Here is a 17703-nt window from a genome sequence, read left to right as displayed (position 1 = left end):
TTTTATACATCATTTAACTAGCTACAGGACTGCAAAAATTGGTTGGTTTTTTTATGAATCAAAGTGTAACTAATACTCCTTTGAATCAGTGCCGGTGTGATCTCGTCTTTCGCCAAAACATCATAAACCTCCAAAGCAAAAGCTTTTTCTCTTAGCGCTTGTGTCAACATGCCTGACAACAGAATAAAAGCACTATTTGAGTTGAGTTGTTGTACCTTTTCAATCAGAACTAAACCATCATCGCCAGCTAAAAGATAATCAATAATGCAAACATCAAATTCTTTTTCGGTGAGCATTGTTAATGCATCAGTAGCATTATTAGCGGTTGATATATTAAAGGTATAATGATCTTCTCGTTCAATGTCTATATTCCTTCGTATAGCATGTAAGTCCACTTCATCGTCATCAACAATTAATAGGTTTATTACGTCTTTATTTTCTAAGAATAGTGATGCGCCTTGAGTTTGCTTTAGTCGCTGCCATGAGTCATGAAGTTGGCTTTTTAAGGTAACAATTTCAGTGATGTCAGTAATATTGATTACGCAACCTAATGCTACGCCATATTGGTCTCGGTATGGCGATATTTTAACTAATCGTTGGCCTTGATTATCAAGTCGATTAACTTGCACACTAATGTCATTATTTGTCTTTAATACTTCCGCTATATCATGAAGTAAATCATCGTAGTCAAGCGCATGAGAAATATGATGGAAAGGACGCCCTATATCACTATCCAATAAATTTACATCATTAACAATTGAAGGAGAAAATTTACGGATCAGTAGTGCTTCATCAAGAAAAATAAAGCCAATATCGGCTGATCTGATTACGTTATCAGTATCAAGTTTGCTTTGAAGGGTGAGCTCCATTTTTTCTTGGTATTCACTATTTACAGTATATAACTCTTCATTAACAGACTGTAACTCTTCATTTGTGCTTTGCAATTCTTCATTAGCGGCCATTAACTCTTCATTAGAACTTTGCAGTTCTTCATTGGTTGTTTGCAATTCTTCAACGGTAACCTGTAGATGTTCCTGTTTGGTTCTCAACGCGTCTTCTAAATCAGAAATTAGCTGCTTGTTATGATCCTGATTATTATTGTCATCAATGATCATGTTTTCATGATTAAGTTTAGGAGCTATTTTTTCTTGTTCAAAAAGTACGACAAAATAATGACTGGTTAATCTAGGAGAATCTAAATAAAGAACCCGTAGGTTGACACATTGTCTGTCACTATTATCGTCTTGATAATGTATCTTTTCGTAATGCACGTTTGAATTGAGTGACTGCGCTCGATATAACGCTGTAGAAACAGCGACGCTTAAACTTTCAATAATATAGTCTGAAAGTAGCGAGCTAAATTGCCCTGCACTTATTTTTCTAGTGTATGGACTTACATCACCAAAAACGTGAACCACGCTTTGCTCTTCAGATAAAATAATAGCTGGCGGTGAATATTCTTCTATGATTTTTTCTAATACGGGTGAATAATTTGGGCTTTTGGATGATTGCTGGTAGCTTGACAACAGCTGACTAATTGAAGGACTTTTATTGGTCTTCGCATTTTGTTGATCTAGTGGTGGTACTGACTCAATCATCATTTTTGAGTTGTCTATTTTTCGGTAAATACGCTTACGTTCATTCTCAACATGAAAATGCTGTTTCATTTCACCTAATGATTCTGAAGAGCCTAAGAATAAATATCCATCTTTGTTTAGTGAGAAGTGCAACAAAGTAAGGATACGTTTTTGTGCTTTGGGCTGAAAATATATCAATGCATTTCGGCACACGGCTAACTGACAATTAGAGAAGGGGGGGTCAGTAAGTAGATTATGTGTAGCAAAAATGACCATTTTACGAATATTAGGTTTGATAACATAGTAGTCATCTTGTATATCAAAGTATTTTTCTAACCGTTCGGAGCTAACGTCATCTTCGATATTTCGCGCAAATCGGCCTAAACCAGCTTCAGCAATGGCATCTGCATCAACATCAGTGGCAAAGACGCGCACCGTCCGGTCAATGTTTTCTTTTGAGAGATATTCATCGATTAAAATAGCGAGACTGTATGCTTCTTCACCGGTTGAGCAGCAGGCACTCCAAATACGCAGAATATCGTCAGGGGATGATTGTTCAATTATGTTTGGGATAACACTGTTTAGAAAGTCATACGCGTCTTCATCTCTGAAAAATCGGGTAACGCCTATTAGCATATCTTTTGCGAGTGTTTGTAATTCTTTAGGGTTTTTTAATAAGTAAGTGTAGTAATCAGTTACACTCTCGACCATATTAATTCCCATTCGCCTTTCTATACGTCTAACGATGGTTTTACCTTTATAGTGGCTGAAGTCAATATCACTTTTGGCTTTTAACAAGCTGTATATATCAGATAACGCATGTTCAATACTTTTGTCGGGTTCAACGACAGGCTTTTCGCCAGAAATCACGGTATGGTTAGTATATTGAGTAATTTTAGTCATCATATTGTCTGCAGTGTCAACTATGTCAGCAAAGCCTGTTTTTACGGCATTAAAAGGCATGCCATCAAAAGTAGCATCGGAGGGATCTTGAACTATGACTAATCCACCTACTTCTTTGATAGATTTTATGCCTCTTGAGCCGTCGCTGCCTGTACCTGAAAGTATAATAGCAATTGCTTGATTCTGTTGGTCTTCTGCTAGAGAATGAAAAAAAGCATCGATTGGAAAGTTACCTCCTGGCTTTTCCATTTGTTCTACGAGTAATGTATTTCCTTCCGCGAGTATGACATTTTTACGGGGGGGCGCTAAATAGATATGATTGGCTTCGATGAGCGTTCCGTCTTTAAGGTTTTCGATGGGCAAATCAGTATGCTTTGCGAGTAACTCAGGCATCATACTTTTAAAGTTAGGAGATAAATGCTGGATAATAATATAAGCGTGGTTAGTGTCATTAGGAATGGTATTGACAAAAGATCTTAATGCTTCTAGCCCGCCAGCAGAAGCACCAATGCCAATACAGTAATTCGGGGTGATACATGGTGTGTTGTGAACGTCCATTTAGTGATCCTATTTATCTTTCTAAGGCTTATAGTTATCAAATAAGGCTTCGATATCAATTGCGGGTAAGGGTTTGTTATAAAAATAGCCTTGACCTATGACACACTTCATTAGGATAATCTCGTCAAGTATTTCTTTGTTTTCAATGCCTTCAGCTACAACATCAATATTTAATGCATGTGCCATTGCAATCACTGCTTTAGTGATCTCTTGATCACTTTCATCGGTTAAAATATCGCTAATGAAACTGCGATCAATTTTTATTTCTGCAATTGGATAATTTTTTAAGTGGCTTAAAGAAGAGTAACCTGTGCCAAAATCATCTAACGCTATTTTTATGCCGCAACTAGCAAGTTCTTTTAAAATAAAAGTTACTTCTTTATTATCTTGTAACAAGGTGGTTTCTGTTACTTCGAGTACGAGATTGTTCCCTTGTAACTTATTGTCATCAATGCATTTTAATATAAATTTAATGAGATCAGAGTCTCGAAATTGTTTTGGGCTTAAATTAACCGCCATCGCTACATTTTTAGTTAATTTTCCTGCTGAGATCCAAGCAGCGAGTTGCGTTAATGCTTGCTTAATAACAAATCTCCCGACGGGAATAATTAAACCAATTTCTTCTAATAACGGAATGAATTGTTCAGGCCCAATAAGTAATTCGCCATTTTTTCGCCATCTAAGTAATGCTTCAAGGCCGACAATGGTTTGTTCTGAGTTATTAATTTGTAATTGATAAAAAAGCTCAAACTCTTTCTGACTCACAGCTTTATGCAAGCTATTTCCTAACTCTAAACGATCGCGAGAAATTTTGTCTAAGTTCGATGAATAGTACTGAATGGTATTACGACCCATGTCTTTTGCGTGATACATCGCAATATCTGCTTGTTTCATAAGCAGAGAACTTGTAGTTTTTTGTCCTGCAAGGGCGAAACAAATACCGATACTTGATGAGATAAATACTTCCTCAGATTCGATAATGAAGGGTTTATTCATTGCGTTTAAAATTTTGTTAGCAACTGCTGAAGCCACTTCAGAGTCCGCTAATTGTTCGAGTAACACAATGAACTCATCGCCGCCTAATCTAGCGAGAAAATCTTCTTTGCGTAACACTTTTAAAATTCTATTGGCAACAAGCACTAATAACTTATCACCAGCATCGTGTCCCATGGTGTCGTTCACGTTTTTAAAACCGTCTAGGTCTAAACTTAACATGGCCATGGCACCACGGCGTTCTACACGCTCTAGCGAATTGGCGAGCCTATTGGTTAACGCTAATCGATTGGGTAATTTTGTTAAATGGTCAGTCTCGGCTATATCCCTTAAACGTTCTTCAGTATTATGATGAAAAGTGTGTCGACAATAGAGGCTATAAAGCCAGACAAATTACCTTGCATATCGAATAGCGGTCGGGCTTCAAAGTGGATCCACAATTCCTTTTCATAATTCGTGAAAATACTGCCTTCAAATTCAAAGGTTTGATGACAATTTAACGATTCATATAAGTTAGCTAAAATAGACTCGGCTTGTTCGGTGCTAAATAATTGAGTCCAATTAAGCTTATTAACATCCTGCCGTTCAACACCTAGGGTTTCTAGCCATTTATTGTTTACATATCGCGTATGCCAATTTTCATCCGTTTGAAGAATACCAATAGGTACAAGCTCAGATAACGCTTTGAAGCGTGCCAATTCTAGCTCGTAGCGTTGTTGTACAGAGTGATCATCGTGTTGATCAAGCATTAAAATCAGAATGCGAACTTCGCCTGCTTCCATTATTTTTACAATACTACAGGATAAATTTAATGGAACACTCTCGGCGGTATTGATGGTGATGTGTTGTTTATTTGCTTGTCCAATATGTTGAAAGCTTAGTGCTATTCTTAACTTGTGCTGGTGCTTATGGTGTTCAGGAATAATTTTACTAATGTGTTCATTCACTAATTGGCTGTTGTCAAACCCTAATAAAGCCTCTAGGGAAGGGTTAATTCGGGCGATGCTTAAATCTTTTTTTAGAATTAAAATTGGGTTGGGTGAAAGCGTCTCTAATAAGGAATAATTTTGCTTGAAACTTTGTTCTAGTTTGGTCAGTTTATGTGCATTAATAGGTGATGCTTTTAGTAAACGTCGCACATGGTTCAGTGCATTAAATAACGGAATATAACGGACGATTTGATTAATATGATAAGGTGATTTAGCGTCAAATAACATAAACATTGCGATGGGCTTTTCTACATCATGAACAGGCAACATCATCGCTTGTTGATTTTCTTCCCCGTGAGGATGAATTTCTGTTAATAGTTCGGCTTCATGCAGTACTGTTGGGCAATTAGCAACATAAGCTTTATAAAGCGGCTTGGTTCTAGTATTAATGGCGAGATGTTGAGTGCAGGGCAATGGTTGAGTACTTAGCGCTGTACTTTCAGCGGCAGCTATTCTTTCAAAATAAGGGGTTCTTTGATCATCAAAAGAAAGTTTAAACGCCAACACATGGCGTGATTCTGATAATTCACATAATAGTTCTGTCACTAATTGAATTAATTGTTTTTCAGATTGTAAATGTTGAAGTTTATTGTGTATGCGATCTACGGCAACCCTTAAAGAGCTATCTTGTCGTCGTGCATTACTTTCAAAGAACTGTATATCCATATTGTGTTCCTACACCATTACTTTACTGCTAATTAAATAATTGGCCGTGTCGCTGTTCCTAACTAAAGCAACTATTTAATATTTAACTATAGTAAAACAAATAGAAAATGGATAATAAAAATTGAATATAACGTTAAAAAACAATTCAAATAAAGTTTTTATAGCCAATAACTTAGCTGAACTTTCTTGATATTAGAACATTCAAACTTCAGAAGATAATCCATTTTCTTCCTTAAAGTACCTATTGACGTATTACGAACAAAAACATCCCAAGTTTTTATTGTAGCGAAAAAAATAATTATGCGTTTGTACAATTTAAATAAGAAGTATGTAGCAGATGTAGTTATTTATATGGCTATTGTGATCATACTGAGTATGACTTGAACTGAAAGTAGCAATGAAAATATTCAACACTGTTTTAGATTAAATTTACCATCGTTCGTACGACAAAGCAGAAAGTTATCATGACTGTGTTGTTATTGAATAATTAATAGGCTTTGCATTGATGAATGTAATCTTTTGTGTTTTTTTAAAAGTTGTATATACATTATGTTTTTTAATAATAGATACAACTTGTTATGTGTTTTGTTGGTATGGGTTTATTCGTCATTTAGACAGGGTTATGACACGAACTCTTACATTCTCAGTGCTAGTTTAAACAACTTTATCTGATTTTATTGCCACTATATATACGAACAACATGTGTTGTGTTGTCAGTAATAAAGGGTGGAAGTGACTATGTTTATTAAAAAAGTATTAGTTAGTGCATTAATGATTACAGGTGTTGCCGCGACTGCGCAAGCTGAGAAGTTAACCGCTTCAGATGGCTCAATTGAAACAAGTTTATGTATGGCTGCTGCAAATGGAAATCGCGCGGTGATGCATAACCAGATCAAAGCCTCAGGGTATTCAGCTAAGTTTGTCGCTAAAAATATTGCGTGTAACGGTGAAAATATTTTAGCCTTCGTTGAAAAGCACGGTAAACGTCCAGAAGTGATGATTCACATGATTGAACGTGGTGAACAACAAGTATCAATTACAGATATTGCTCAACATCAAGCACAAAAATAACAAGGGTAAATACTTTGATATGCTGAAAATTATGCTGAAAAAGCTCAGTTAGTTGGTTTACGCTAACTGAGCAGCATTCATATTATGTTTATTAAATTTTTGAGTTGGTACTTTCAAATATCTTGTCGGCTGAGGCAGCGACAAATCCCGTATACAATTTACCATTCTCTAAAGGATACCGTTTGGCAAACTCGTAAAAGCATGAGGGAATGTCAACGGTTTGATCAGAAAATTCAACCTTAGCTTTATCCGCCATGGTGGATGATTGTTCTAATTTCACTTCTGCGTTGCCTTTTATCTCACCGCCTGAAGCGTTCAGTGCGTAACCTGCATCTTTCAAGCATTGGTTAACTTGTTCGATGTCATCAAAGTTTTCTAAATAGTTGATGCTAACGGTGAAGTGGTTTGCGCGATACCCCCATGCTGACAACCAAGCGGCATATTCACTTTCTGCTAGCAGGGTTTGGTATTCTTCATAGCTTAACGGCCAGTTTCTACCTGAATACAGTAATTCTGGCGTTGCTACTAATGATGCATCAATATGGTCAACTACTTTATTGATAATAGCTTGAGCTTGCGGAGAAAACTCTTCCACTAATAACTCGCTAATAAACACTTTTGGCAACGTATCATCTTCATGCTCAAAGTGTTTTGCGTATAATTTTTTGGCTTCAAAGTGATACTCCCCACCTTCTTTATAGCCAAGTGCTAATAAATGTTGGGCAAGTTTCTCAATGTTTACTTTTTCGTGGTTAAAGGTGCGATATGCCACATGATCGTTGATCACATCGCTGCCCGAACCTAATAACTGATGAATTTTCTCAGCAGAGGGAGTAACTTGTAAATAATTTTGCCAAATATTATCGAATAATTTTTTTACTTCAACGCTCATGATATTTCTCACTACATTGTATTGGGTGCTAAAAATAACGTGTTTTTAGTATTTAGGGATTAATACGCTTTAACGAAGGCAGTGCTGGCTTCATTAAAGCGTGATCAGTCTTTATTTTATGGTAAGTCCTGGCGATAAGTTTTCAGGTAACGATACGGCGTTAGCTTCTACAGAAGCCACTGGGTATGCACAATAATCTGCTGCATAATAAGCGCTGGCTCTATGGTTGCCACTGTCTCCAATGCCACCAAAAGGTGCGGCGCTACTAGCACCTGTAATTGGCTTGTTCCAGTTAACAATGCCTGCTCTTATACGTGAGAAAAAGTGTTGATAGTCTGCTTCATTGTCTGCAAGTAAACCTGCCGATAAACCAAATGCGGTGTTATTTCCTTCATCAATGGCAGCGTCAAAGTCAGTATAACGATACACTTTTAATAAGGGACCAAAATGTTCTTCATCTGGAATATCTATACCAGTAACATCTAAAATACCTGGTGTTACAAACCCAGTACCTGCCTTTTTATGGGTTAATTCAACTAATGATTTAGCACCAAGTTTGATGAGTTTATCTTGAGCGCTTACTAATCCTAATGCGGCTTTTTCAGAAATCATTGAACCAATAAATGGTTGCTGTTCATCATCATAATAACCAACACTAATGGCTTTTGTTGACTCAATCAGTTTGGCAAGTATTGTATCGCCTTGTTCACCTGATTGAATAAATAGACGACGTGCACAAGTACAGCGTTGACCTGCGCTAATAAAAGCAGACTGTAAAATGTCATGTACTACGGCATCAGTGTTTTTAACATCTTTAATGATTAGCGGGTTATTACCGCCCATCTCTAATGCTAAAATTTTGCCAGGAAGACCACCAAATTGCTCATGCAATAATTTACCTGTTGTTGAGCTGCCGGTAAAAAATAGGCCATCAATTTGTGGATGGTTCGCCAGTGCCTTACCTGTTGAAACTTCACCTTGTACCATATTAAGTACACCTTCGGGAAGCCCGGCTTCTTGCCATAACTTTAACGTGACCTCTGCCGTTAATGGCGTTAATTCACTAGGCTTAAATACAATAGTATTTCCAGCAATTAATGCAGGCACGATATGGCCATTTGGTAAATGACCAGGGAAATTATAAGGACCGAAAACTGCAACTACGCCATGAGGCTTATGACGAATAAATGCTTTTGCACCAGGCATTGGGTTTTCAACGGTCCCTGTTCTGTCATGATACGCTTTAACTGAAATGGCAATTTTACCGACCATTGCACCCACTTCGGTTCTGGTTTCCCAAAGTGGCTTTCCTGTTTCTTGTGCGATAGTTGTTGCTAATGTTTCTTTGTTATCAGTCAATAACTGAGCAAATTTTTCAGTTAAGGCAATACGTGACTCTACCGATTGAGAGGACCATGGAGTAAATGCATTGCGTGCTGCTTTGATAGCTTGTTCAACTTGTTGCTCACTTGCCGCATTCCCTTGCCATATTTCAGTGTTGTTTGCAGGGTTAACAGAGTTAAAGGCTGAGCCTTGTCCTTCTAGCCATTGGCCATTGATAAATTGTATTGGGTGCGTCATTGTTTTTCCTCATCACGACTGTTGCGTGTATTTTGTTGAATGCGAATGGTGCTGTTAATTTTTTATCACTCTGATCCAGTCACCATCCGAAACATGTAAGCTTTCAGCTACTTGTGGAGTAATTACTGCTTGATGAGCGGTTTCACGCATTAATATCGGTGCTTGTACAGCCCTAAAATCAGCAATTTTGTTGTTACATAAAATATAGTTATCATTGCTATCAACATCACCAACGATAACTTGGCAGCGCAGACTTTCATTAACTGAACGTATATCTCTCGTTTTAGCTTCAACGGTAGGACCGGCATCGAAAATATCAACGTAGCCACGTCGGCTAAAACCTTCTGCTTCAAGTAATCTTAATGCTGGTACTGTTTTATCGTGTACTTTATCGATAACTTGTTGCGCTTCTTTACTGAGTAAATTGACATAAATAGGATATTTAGGCATTAATTCAGCAATAAACTCTTTCTTCCCAATGCCTGTTAAATAATCAGCGGTTGGGAAATCCATTGAAAAGAAGTGCTCTTCTAACCAATTCCAAAAAGGGGAACGGCCTTCATCATCAGAAACGCCGCGCATTTCAGCGATAACGGTATCTGAAAAGCGCTCTAAGTGTTCTGCGATAAACAGAAATCGCATTCGCGACAAAAAACGGCCATTGCTATTTTTTCGATGACTTTCTGATAAGAATAGGGTGCATATTTCAGTTGCCCCCGTGTAGTCATTACAAAGCGATAAGGTGTCAACCGTGTTATATACATTCAGCTCTCTAGAGCTATGAACCACTTTACCAACATGATAATGATAAAAAGCATCATCTAGACCAACAGCTGCTTCAATACCACTTGTGCCGACAACTTCTCCAGTGTCGGTATCTTCCATGACAAAAAGGTAGCCTTCATTGCCAGGGGATGACACTTCACGGTGGAAAGAAGCTTCAGAATGCGCGATACGCTGTGAAAGTAGTTCTTCATTGACAGGTAATGAGGTAAAACCATGACCTGACTCTACGGCAATTTTATGCAGTGCATCGTAGTCGTTATGTCGAATAGGGCGAATAATGATCATATCTACTTCTCAAGATAAATAGAGCCTCTGATAAGAGGCTCATAAAGCTATGCGTTAACGACTTTTGCTACAGCACGCTCAAATCGAGCTAAGCCTTCTTGGATATCTTCATCAGGAATCACTAATGAAGGTGCGAAACGAACGACACTGGCGCCCGCGACAAGAGTCATTACGCCTTCTTCCATCGCAGCAATAAGAAAATCCTTTGCTTTACCTTGGTAGTTATCTGACAATACACCACCAATTAACAAACCTTTTCCGCGAATTTCTTTGAATACATGGTATTTATCATTGATGGCATTTAAGCCTTCGTTATAGATAGCGGCTTTTTGACTTACGCCAGCAAGTACTGCTGAATCTTTCACAGTATCGAACGCTGCTTCAGCAACAGCACATGCTAACGGGTTACCGCCATATGTACTACCGTGTGTACCTATTTTTAAGTGCTTTGCTATTTCAGTAGTAGTAAGCATTGCACCAATTGGAAAGCCACCGCCAAGTGCTTTGGCTGTGGTTAAAATATCAGGTGTTACGCCAAGGCCCATATATGCGTATAAGTCGCCTGTTCTGCCAACACCGGTTTGCACTTCATCAAACACTAATAATGCATTGTGTTGATTACATAATTCACGTACACCTTTCACAAATTCGTCTGTTGGTGAAATAATGCCGCCTTCACCCTGCAAAGGTTCCATCACGATAGCACAGGTTTTTTCTGAAATTAGTGCTTTAACACTTTCTAAGTTGTTATATTCAGCATGTACTACATCACCTGGTTTTGGGCCAAAACCGTCTGAGTATGCAGCTTGACCGCCAACGGTTACGGTAAAAAATGTTCGGCCATGAAAGCCTTGCTTAAACGCGATAATTTGTGTTTTGTGATCGCCATGCACTTCAAGTGCCCAACGGCGCGCAAGTTTTAAAGCTGCTTCGTTAGATTCTGCGCCAGAATTTGCGAAATATACTTTTTCAGCAAATGTATTGTCGACAAGTTTTTTAGCGAGGCGTAGAGCAGGCTCGTTGGTCATTACGTTTGAAAGGTGCCAAAGTTTTTCACCTTGTTCTTTTAAAGCGCCTACTAGTGCTGGATGACAATGTCCTAAACAGTTAACTGCGATGCCGCCGGCAAAATCGATATATTCTTTGCCTTGTTGATCCCAAACGCGAGAACCTTCGCCTCGTACAGGAATTACTGCTGATGGAGAATAATTAGGTACCATAACTTCATCAAATAATTCACGGCTAACCGGTTGGTGATTACTCATTGTCTACTCCTTAAATTCGGAATGCTATCTTATAGGTTTAATACTAATATCAGCTAATGCTATTTTAGTCGTTAAATTACGTTTGTGTGTTTAACTTTGCAGTATAAACTTTGTACACGAAAATACTTGCTATGCTGAGCGTAAATATTGTGCGAAATAGATACGTCAAAGGTAAACATACCAGCGGCATTATGACAGATAAAAAGATAGTTGTCTTGCTTGAATGTGCTTGAAGGCCTTGTAATTCAAGGGGTTTATGTTTTTTATTCAATTATATTGCATAACTATAATTGATAAATGGATTCTATAAATTTGATAGAGCTTGAGTGTATTTGAGCATTTCTTGATACGTTAATAGAAGTTTACATTTCATAAATACTCAAAAAAAATGCTAATTTTATCGCACTGTTGTCGACATTTTTTTAGGTTTTTGTCGCATTTGACCGCAATGTTATAGCATTTTGTATAACTCTTCTGGTGTGCTTAAAGCGGCAAGATAACCTTAAAGAAACATGACACCTGTAAAGTTAATTGCTGTATTAAACATGGACAGTAAGAATTTATAGATGAGCTGCGAAAATTAGGGTCTGTAACGTTAAAAGAAGTTGCCTTTAGGTGTGATCAAATGTCAGCTTAATATGATCAATATCTGACTTTTTCAATAGTGCTATTTCTGCTTTAGTCAACTGTACGCTAGTGAGTAATGTTTTCGCTTGTTCTGTAGAGATCATTTCATCGCCTGCTAAATTTCGGTACATCACATAGGCCTTGGCTTTAACAATAAGTTGTGCGATGGGTGTCATTGTCTGTAAGTCATTGGTATAGGCAAGATCAAAAATAGGTTCAGTGATCATTAAACGGTCAAAGCGCATTAATTCCACTAGATCAGCACTAACTGCCGCACTTCTTGTGGTCAGTTGTTGATGCATTAATTCAGGTGATAAATCAAATTCAACTAATACATCATGTAAACGTTTATCTTTATTATCAAACGCTTTTTTTACTTCTTCTTTGTGTAAATCATTGTAGGTTTGAATATAACTTCGCGTAACAGCAAGTAAACCTATGTTACTAAACATGGCTGCAGAAAAGGCAGTAAAAGCGTCTAACTTATGGAACTTTGCGAGTGTTTGTGCAGCAAGAGCGATGGTGAGTGAATCGTTCCATAGTTTTCTTTTCATTGCACCAAAAGGGGAGGTACTTGTCGGTAACCAATGTTTTAACATAAACGTGGGCATGACTAGTTTTAGGTTTTCTAAACCGATGTACGTTAAGGCTAAATTAGCATCGCTCACTTGAACATCTGCGCGCTTTCTGTACTGTGGTTTATTGACGAGTTTGATAAGTTCATCAGCAAGCCAAGGCAGTGATGTTACAAGAGGAGATATCCGTTTCACCGATGCAGCTTTTACGGCTAAAATTTCCATGATGGCAGGAGCCGCATCTTCTATCTGTAATAAATTGGTATATAGGCTTTCTTTTTGATCGAAGGCACTGTTTACCTGCGTATTCACTCGGGTAAAGAATTTGCTCATCATTTGATGTTTAAAATGACTTTTACCGTGCTCTTCAATGAGCCTATTTTTATTTGCTTGTTCTTCTACGGCTAATAACTCTCTTCTTCGATTTTGTTGTTCACTGTTCTGTTTGGCAATAACCGAAGTTGCATTATGCTCACGCTCGACATATTCCTTCCCTATAGTTAGTGCAATTGCTTTTTGGTATATCGGTGAAAGGAGTTCGTTATCTTCAAATATTTTCATGGGTATCTATTTTTAAGCGTGACATCTTGCTATCGGCACCAGTAGCATAACGTTTAATTTTATGGGTTTAAACACAATTATAGAGGTTGTTGAGAAAGAAAGTTTTTTAATAATTGATGGCCTTGCTCCGTTAACACTGATTCCGGGTGAAATTGTACACTGGTAAGAGCGAGTTCTTTATGCGTTAGTGCCATTATTTCATCAACTTCGCCTTGCTCGTTCTCTGTCCATGCTGTTATTACTAGCGTTGCTGGTAGGCTGTGCTTATCGACGATTAGTGAATGGTATCTAGTGACATTCAATGGTTGGTTTAATGTTGTAAAAAGAGAATTTCCTCGATGATGCACTTGGCTCGTTTTGCCGTGCATAACGTGGCGTGCTTTGATTATTTTTGCACCAAAATGTTGTGCAATACACTGATGTCCCAAGCAAACACCTAAAATTGGAATTTTGCCTGCAAAGTGTTTAACAACGTCAAGTGAGATACCAGCTTTGTCGGGATCACAGGGGCCAGGTGATATTACAATATACTGGGGTGAAAGCTGCTTAATGGCTTCAATGGTGATTTCATCATGACGAAAGACTAATACCCGCTGCTCGAGCGATTCAAAATAATGTACGAGATTAAAGGTAAAAGAATCGTAATTGTCGATCATTAATATCACAAAGAAACCTTATCGGAACAAGCAAGAAAAACCGCGGCTATTCTAAAGTGATAGCGTTGATAATTCATTAACTATTTTGTGCCTGAGGTATTCATTTGTAGGTTTGATATAGTTCAAGCGCGCTTAGTGTCACGTTAACCCCATACGTCTTCTAAATGATAGCAATTGTGCTTGTGCTTGACTCATTGATGTAATGTTAAAATTTACCTGTTCGCCTGGACGTTTTTGACTTAAACGCATGACATCGGTATGTATCACCACACCAAGTAGCGGGTAACCGCCGATTGTTTGTCGTGCTTTCATTAAAATGATCGGTTGGCCATCAGGGGGTAATTGAATGGTGCCTAATGTCACTGGCTTTGATAATTCTGTTTTTGAGGATCCTTCAAGTGGCTCACCTGTAAGCCGATAACCCATTTTGTCGCTGTTCGTTGAGATTTGAAATATTTGAGTTAAAAATTCATTTTGATGTGTTTGTGTCCATGCATTAAACAAATTACTTGGAATAAACCTAAGTGTTAATGTATCTTCTTGTGATTGATGAAAAAGGTTTCTATCTTGGTTTGGCTTGCTACTGATAACTTTTTCATGTTTACTTTCCGTGGCTTTATTTGCTGATAAAGTAAATACTTGCCCTTTATAAATGGGCTGAATGTGGCCTTTTATGTTACGTTCGTTAGGTGTGTAACTTGCACTTCCTAGCCAGCTGCTGCAATCGAATCCACCTTGTACACTAAGGTAGGTATATAGCATGTTACGGGGTGTTCGTAATTGTAATACATCACCTTTTGCTATGTTTAATAGCTGGTTATTTAATACGCTACGATTATTTAGTCGTGAATGGCAATCTGCTCCTGTTAAAATAAGGGTGCATGGCTGATTGAATTTAAAAGTAACATTACCTAAAAATATTTCAAAAACTGGTGTGTTAGCTTGATTTTCGAGCAGTAAATTGGCAAGCAAAAAGCTATATTCATCTGCAGCACCAGATGCACTAAAACCTAGATGCTGAGCTGATGGACGACCTAAATCTTGTATAGAAATGTTTTTCGTACATTCTGCAACAGTGATCATAGACAATCAACCTCATCAAGATTACCGCCCAAAGCGGTAAATTTCTCTTTCGAAATCGCGGTAAAACGAACCACTTGGCCTAAATTAATCGTTGGCACAAATAATTGCTTTTGAGTTGTATACATTGCCATAGGTGTGTAGCCGATGATATGCCACCCTCCAGGGCTCGTATTTGGATATACAGCTGTTTGTTGTCCAGCAATTGCTACAGCACCTTTGGGTACGTTAGTGCGGGGTGTTGCTCGCCTTGGTAATTGCAGTTGCTTTACTAATGATGCTAAATAGCAAAACCCTGGTGTAAAACCATGTGCGTAAGCAATGTAGGTATTGAAACTATGGTGTTCAATAACGTCTTTAACACTTAACGACAATTGACTCGCTACATCGTTTAAATCGGCACCGTGGTAATACACTGGAATATTAAGTTCCGGCATATTGCTGGTATCGTCTCGTGACAGCGTGGAATTGGCAGTGTGCTCAATGATGGTCTCAAGTAATTGTGAGTAGGTGAGTAAATCAAAGCGATAATAAATGAGCAAGCTACTGTAACTTGACACCATCTCAATCACTTTATACGACAATGAAGCGTTTAAAGCCGTTTTTAATTGATGAATTGCCTGTTGAATGGTTGGCGAAATAGCTTCTTGCCATTCAACAAGTACCGCATCTTCAGCGATGGCCGAAATTTCAACTTGCTCAGCAGTGTTCATTTAGAAGCCGTCTTATTTGTTTGACGAGGGTAACCGCGTGTTGGTTATCACCATGAATACACAAACTATCTACAGTTATCGGTAACGCTTGACCTGACACTGACAATAGCTTCCCTGTTTTTAGTAATTGCGCAATATTTTGCTGAATGTGAGTTGCATCATGTATTGTTGCGTTAGCTTGTGTGCGAGGGACTAACAGACCGCTATCTTGATAGTTTCTGTCAGCAAAAGCTTCTGTTATTAAGCTGATATTGTATTTTGCCGCAACTTGTTGAAATTTACTCATCTCAGGTAGCGCCTGTATCATGAGTGAAACATCGGTAAACAAGTTGTTTATTACTTGGCAAATCACAGTAAAAATATCGAGATCTTTCATCATATCATTGTACAAAGCGCCATGTGGTTTTACATAGCGTAGTTGACCATCGTTAATTTTACATAATTGCGCAAATGCGGCTAATTGATAATGCAATACCGCTTCAAGTGAATTTTTGGGTAACACCATGGTTTTCCTGCCAAAGTTTTCTTTATCTGGGTAACTGGGGTGAGCACCAATATAAACCTTGTTTTTTATGGCGAGCTTTATGGTGTGATCGATAGTTTGCGGATCAGATGCATGCAAACCACAGGCTATATTTGCCTGATCTATGTATGGCATCAACAACGCATCATTGTGATGTACTTTTTCACCTAGGTCGCAATTAAGAAGTAGTGTCATATTAATGTGAATTTAAAACCAGGTCTGATTGTGGAATAGCGCTGCATGCTAATATATAACCTTGTTGTTTTTCTTCATCGGTTAAGCCATCGTCAGCTAATTGCTTTACCTCACCACTTTCAAGCTTGATTTTGCATCGGCCACACATACCGCCGCGACAAGAGTACGGTAATATCAACCCTGCGGCTTCTCCTTGATCTAAAATTGGTTCTTGGGTGTTTCCTTTGTGGAAGGTATCCCAAGAATCAAAACGTAAATTTACTTTTTTAGGAATTGCTTTTGTGGGCTTCGTTTGTGCTACTTGTTCAGGGGGGTTTTGAGTATTAGGTTTCATCGCTTTTGATGGCTTGCAGTATATTGGCGCATCTTGCTGTTTAATTATCGTTATGTTGTCACCTTGGCGAATAACGCCTTTATTAAGTGCCACCATGTTTTGGCCGAAAATAACGTCACCATTTTCCATTTGGCGGTATTGCTTTAAGGTATTTAACGGTTCCTGCTTGCTGTGTTTTTCACCTGTACTTGGGTCAACTGTGGTAAATATGCAACGGCTACATGGCTTAGTGATTTCAAATTCAACTTCACCAATACGGATATGTTTCCATGTGTCTTCGGCAAATGTCTCACTATTTTTTACGACAATATTTGGTCTAAACTGGCTCATACTGACCTGATGCCCCGTTAAGCGCTGGTTGAGATCATCTAGTGTTGCCTGTGTGGAAATAAGTAATGGGTAACCATCAGCAAAGGCCACTTGATTGTTTCTGTTTTTAACAAAGCGAGTTGAACGCTCAGCAAAGAAGTGCAACTGGCAGGGTATGCCTAAATATTGACTAAACCATTTATCGTAGTGTTGATGGCAATATAGCGCTTCGATGTCGTCATTCCATACCGTTACGTTATGATATTGTTCACTAAACTTCGCGACTATCACTTCGAGTACTGGCATGTCTGGCGCAGTTAACACTAACCCTTCGGGAGTTATATTGACGTTAATTAAGCATAGTGTCGGTTGTGTTCTAGCGGTGATAAATTGACCCTCTAATGTTGTTAAAACAAAACGACGATCAAAGCTTAACCCATAACTATCAACCCAAGCATGCGATAAACTAATACCCGATGCTGATTTTATTGGGTAGATATGTAACGACTGAACTTTTAGGTTAGGCACAATAATTCCTTTAGGTTTCTTTGTTATGATTTTGGC

At 38.2% G+C, this 17703-nt stretch carries 14 protein-coding genes; 1 reads left to right on the top strand and 13 read right to left on the bottom strand.

The window, feature by feature from the left end:
* Positions 1–17: 17 nt before the first annotated feature.
* Genes QUE72_RS16195 through QUE72_RS16185 form a run of 3 tightly spaced genes read right to left on the bottom strand, consistent with a single transcriptional unit; the run spans position 18 to position 5686 of the window.
* Entirely contained in the window at positions 18–3038 is a 3021-nt protein-coding gene (locus QUE72_RS16195; protein WP_286270138.1) for a chemotaxis protein CheB, read from the bottom strand.
* A gap of 21 nt (positions 3039–3059) precedes the next feature.
* Complete coding sequence (locus tag QUE72_RS16190) at positions 3060–4355, bottom strand: putative bifunctional diguanylate cyclase/phosphodiesterase (protein WP_286272995.1); 1296 nt, start codon at positions 4353–4355, stop codon at positions 3060–3062.
* A gap of 5 nt (positions 4356–4360) precedes the next feature.
* A complete protein-coding gene (locus QUE72_RS16185) occupies positions 4361–5686 on the bottom strand; it encodes a PAS domain-containing protein (protein WP_286270136.1) in 1326 nt (441 codons plus the stop codon).
* A gap of 738 nt (positions 5687–6424) precedes the next feature.
* Here QUE72_RS16185 and QUE72_RS16180 point away from each other — a divergent pair.
* Positions 6425–6757, top strand: coding sequence for a DUF3718 domain-containing protein (locus QUE72_RS16180; RefSeq protein ID WP_074496502.1), 333 nt, complete (start codon positions 6425–6427; stop codon positions 6755–6757).
* 91 nt (positions 6758–6848) lie between these two features.
* On the opposite strand, the gene QUE72_RS16175 is transcribed toward QUE72_RS16180, so the two are convergent.
* The 10 genes from QUE72_RS16175 to QUE72_RS16130 all read right to left on the bottom strand — a co-directional run bounded on the left by QUE72_RS16175 (position 6849) and on the right by QUE72_RS16130 (position 17667).
* A complete protein-coding gene (locus QUE72_RS16175; RefSeq protein ID WP_286270133.1) occupies positions 6849–7649 on the bottom strand; it encodes a DUF1338 domain-containing protein in 801 nt (266 codons plus the stop codon).
* 111 nt (positions 7650–7760) lie between these two features.
* Complete coding sequence (gene astD, locus QUE72_RS16170) at positions 7761–9230, bottom strand: succinylglutamate-semialdehyde dehydrogenase (RefSeq protein WP_286270132.1); 1470 nt, start codon at positions 9228–9230, stop codon at positions 7761–7763.
* A 54-nt stretch (positions 9231–9284) separates the two neighbouring features.
* Positions 9285–10301, bottom strand: coding sequence for an arginine N-succinyltransferase (gene astA, locus QUE72_RS16165; RefSeq protein WP_286270131.1), 1017 nt, complete (start codon positions 10299–10301; stop codon positions 9285–9287).
* 47 nt (positions 10302–10348) lie between these two features.
* Positions 10349–11566, bottom strand: a complete 1218-nt coding sequence (locus tag QUE72_RS16160; RefSeq protein WP_074496506.1) for an aspartate aminotransferase family protein — start codon at positions 11564–11566, stop codon at positions 10349–10351.
* Positions 11567–12177: 611 nt separating this feature from the next.
* Positions 12178–13329 (bottom strand): HDOD domain-containing protein, encoded by a 1152-nt coding sequence (locus tag QUE72_RS16155; RefSeq protein WP_286270126.1) that lies wholly within the window; start codon positions 13327–13329, stop codon positions 12178–12180.
* Between the two features lie 77 nt (positions 13330–13406).
* A complete protein-coding gene (locus tag QUE72_RS16150; RefSeq protein WP_286270125.1) occupies positions 13407–13994 on the bottom strand; it encodes an anthranilate synthase component II in 588 nt (195 codons plus the stop codon).
* A gap of 129 nt (positions 13995–14123) precedes the next feature.
* Positions 14124–15068, bottom strand: coding sequence for a 5-oxoprolinase subunit C family protein (locus QUE72_RS16145; protein ID WP_286270123.1), 945 nt, complete (start codon positions 15066–15068; stop codon positions 14124–14126).
* Positions 15065–15778: a 5-oxoprolinase subunit PxpB gene (gene pxpB, locus QUE72_RS16140; RefSeq protein ID WP_286270121.1), complete on the bottom strand. Its 714-nt coding sequence runs from the start codon at positions 15776–15778 to the stop codon at positions 15065–15067. The genes QUE72_RS16145 and pxpB overlap by 4 nt, the downstream gene beginning before the upstream one ends.
* Complete coding sequence (locus QUE72_RS16135; protein ID WP_286270119.1) at positions 15765–16496, bottom strand: 5-oxoprolinase subunit PxpA; 732 nt, start codon at positions 16494–16496, stop codon at positions 15765–15767. The genes pxpB and QUE72_RS16135 overlap by 14 nt, the downstream gene beginning before the upstream one ends.
* A gap of 1 nt (position 16497) precedes the next feature.
* Positions 16498–17667: a YcbX family protein gene (locus tag QUE72_RS16130; protein ID WP_286270118.1), complete on the bottom strand. Its 1170-nt coding sequence runs from the start codon at positions 17665–17667 to the stop codon at positions 16498–16500.
* Between the last annotated feature and the right edge of the window lie 36 nt (positions 17668–17703).

The sequence above is a fragment of the Thalassotalea hakodatensis genome (assembly GCF_030295995.1).
In the GTDB taxonomy this organism is placed as follows: Bacteria; Pseudomonadota; Gammaproteobacteria; order Enterobacterales; family Alteromonadaceae; genus Thalassotalea_C; species Thalassotalea_C hakodatensis.
This window is presented reverse-complemented; position numbering and strand designations above follow the sequence as displayed.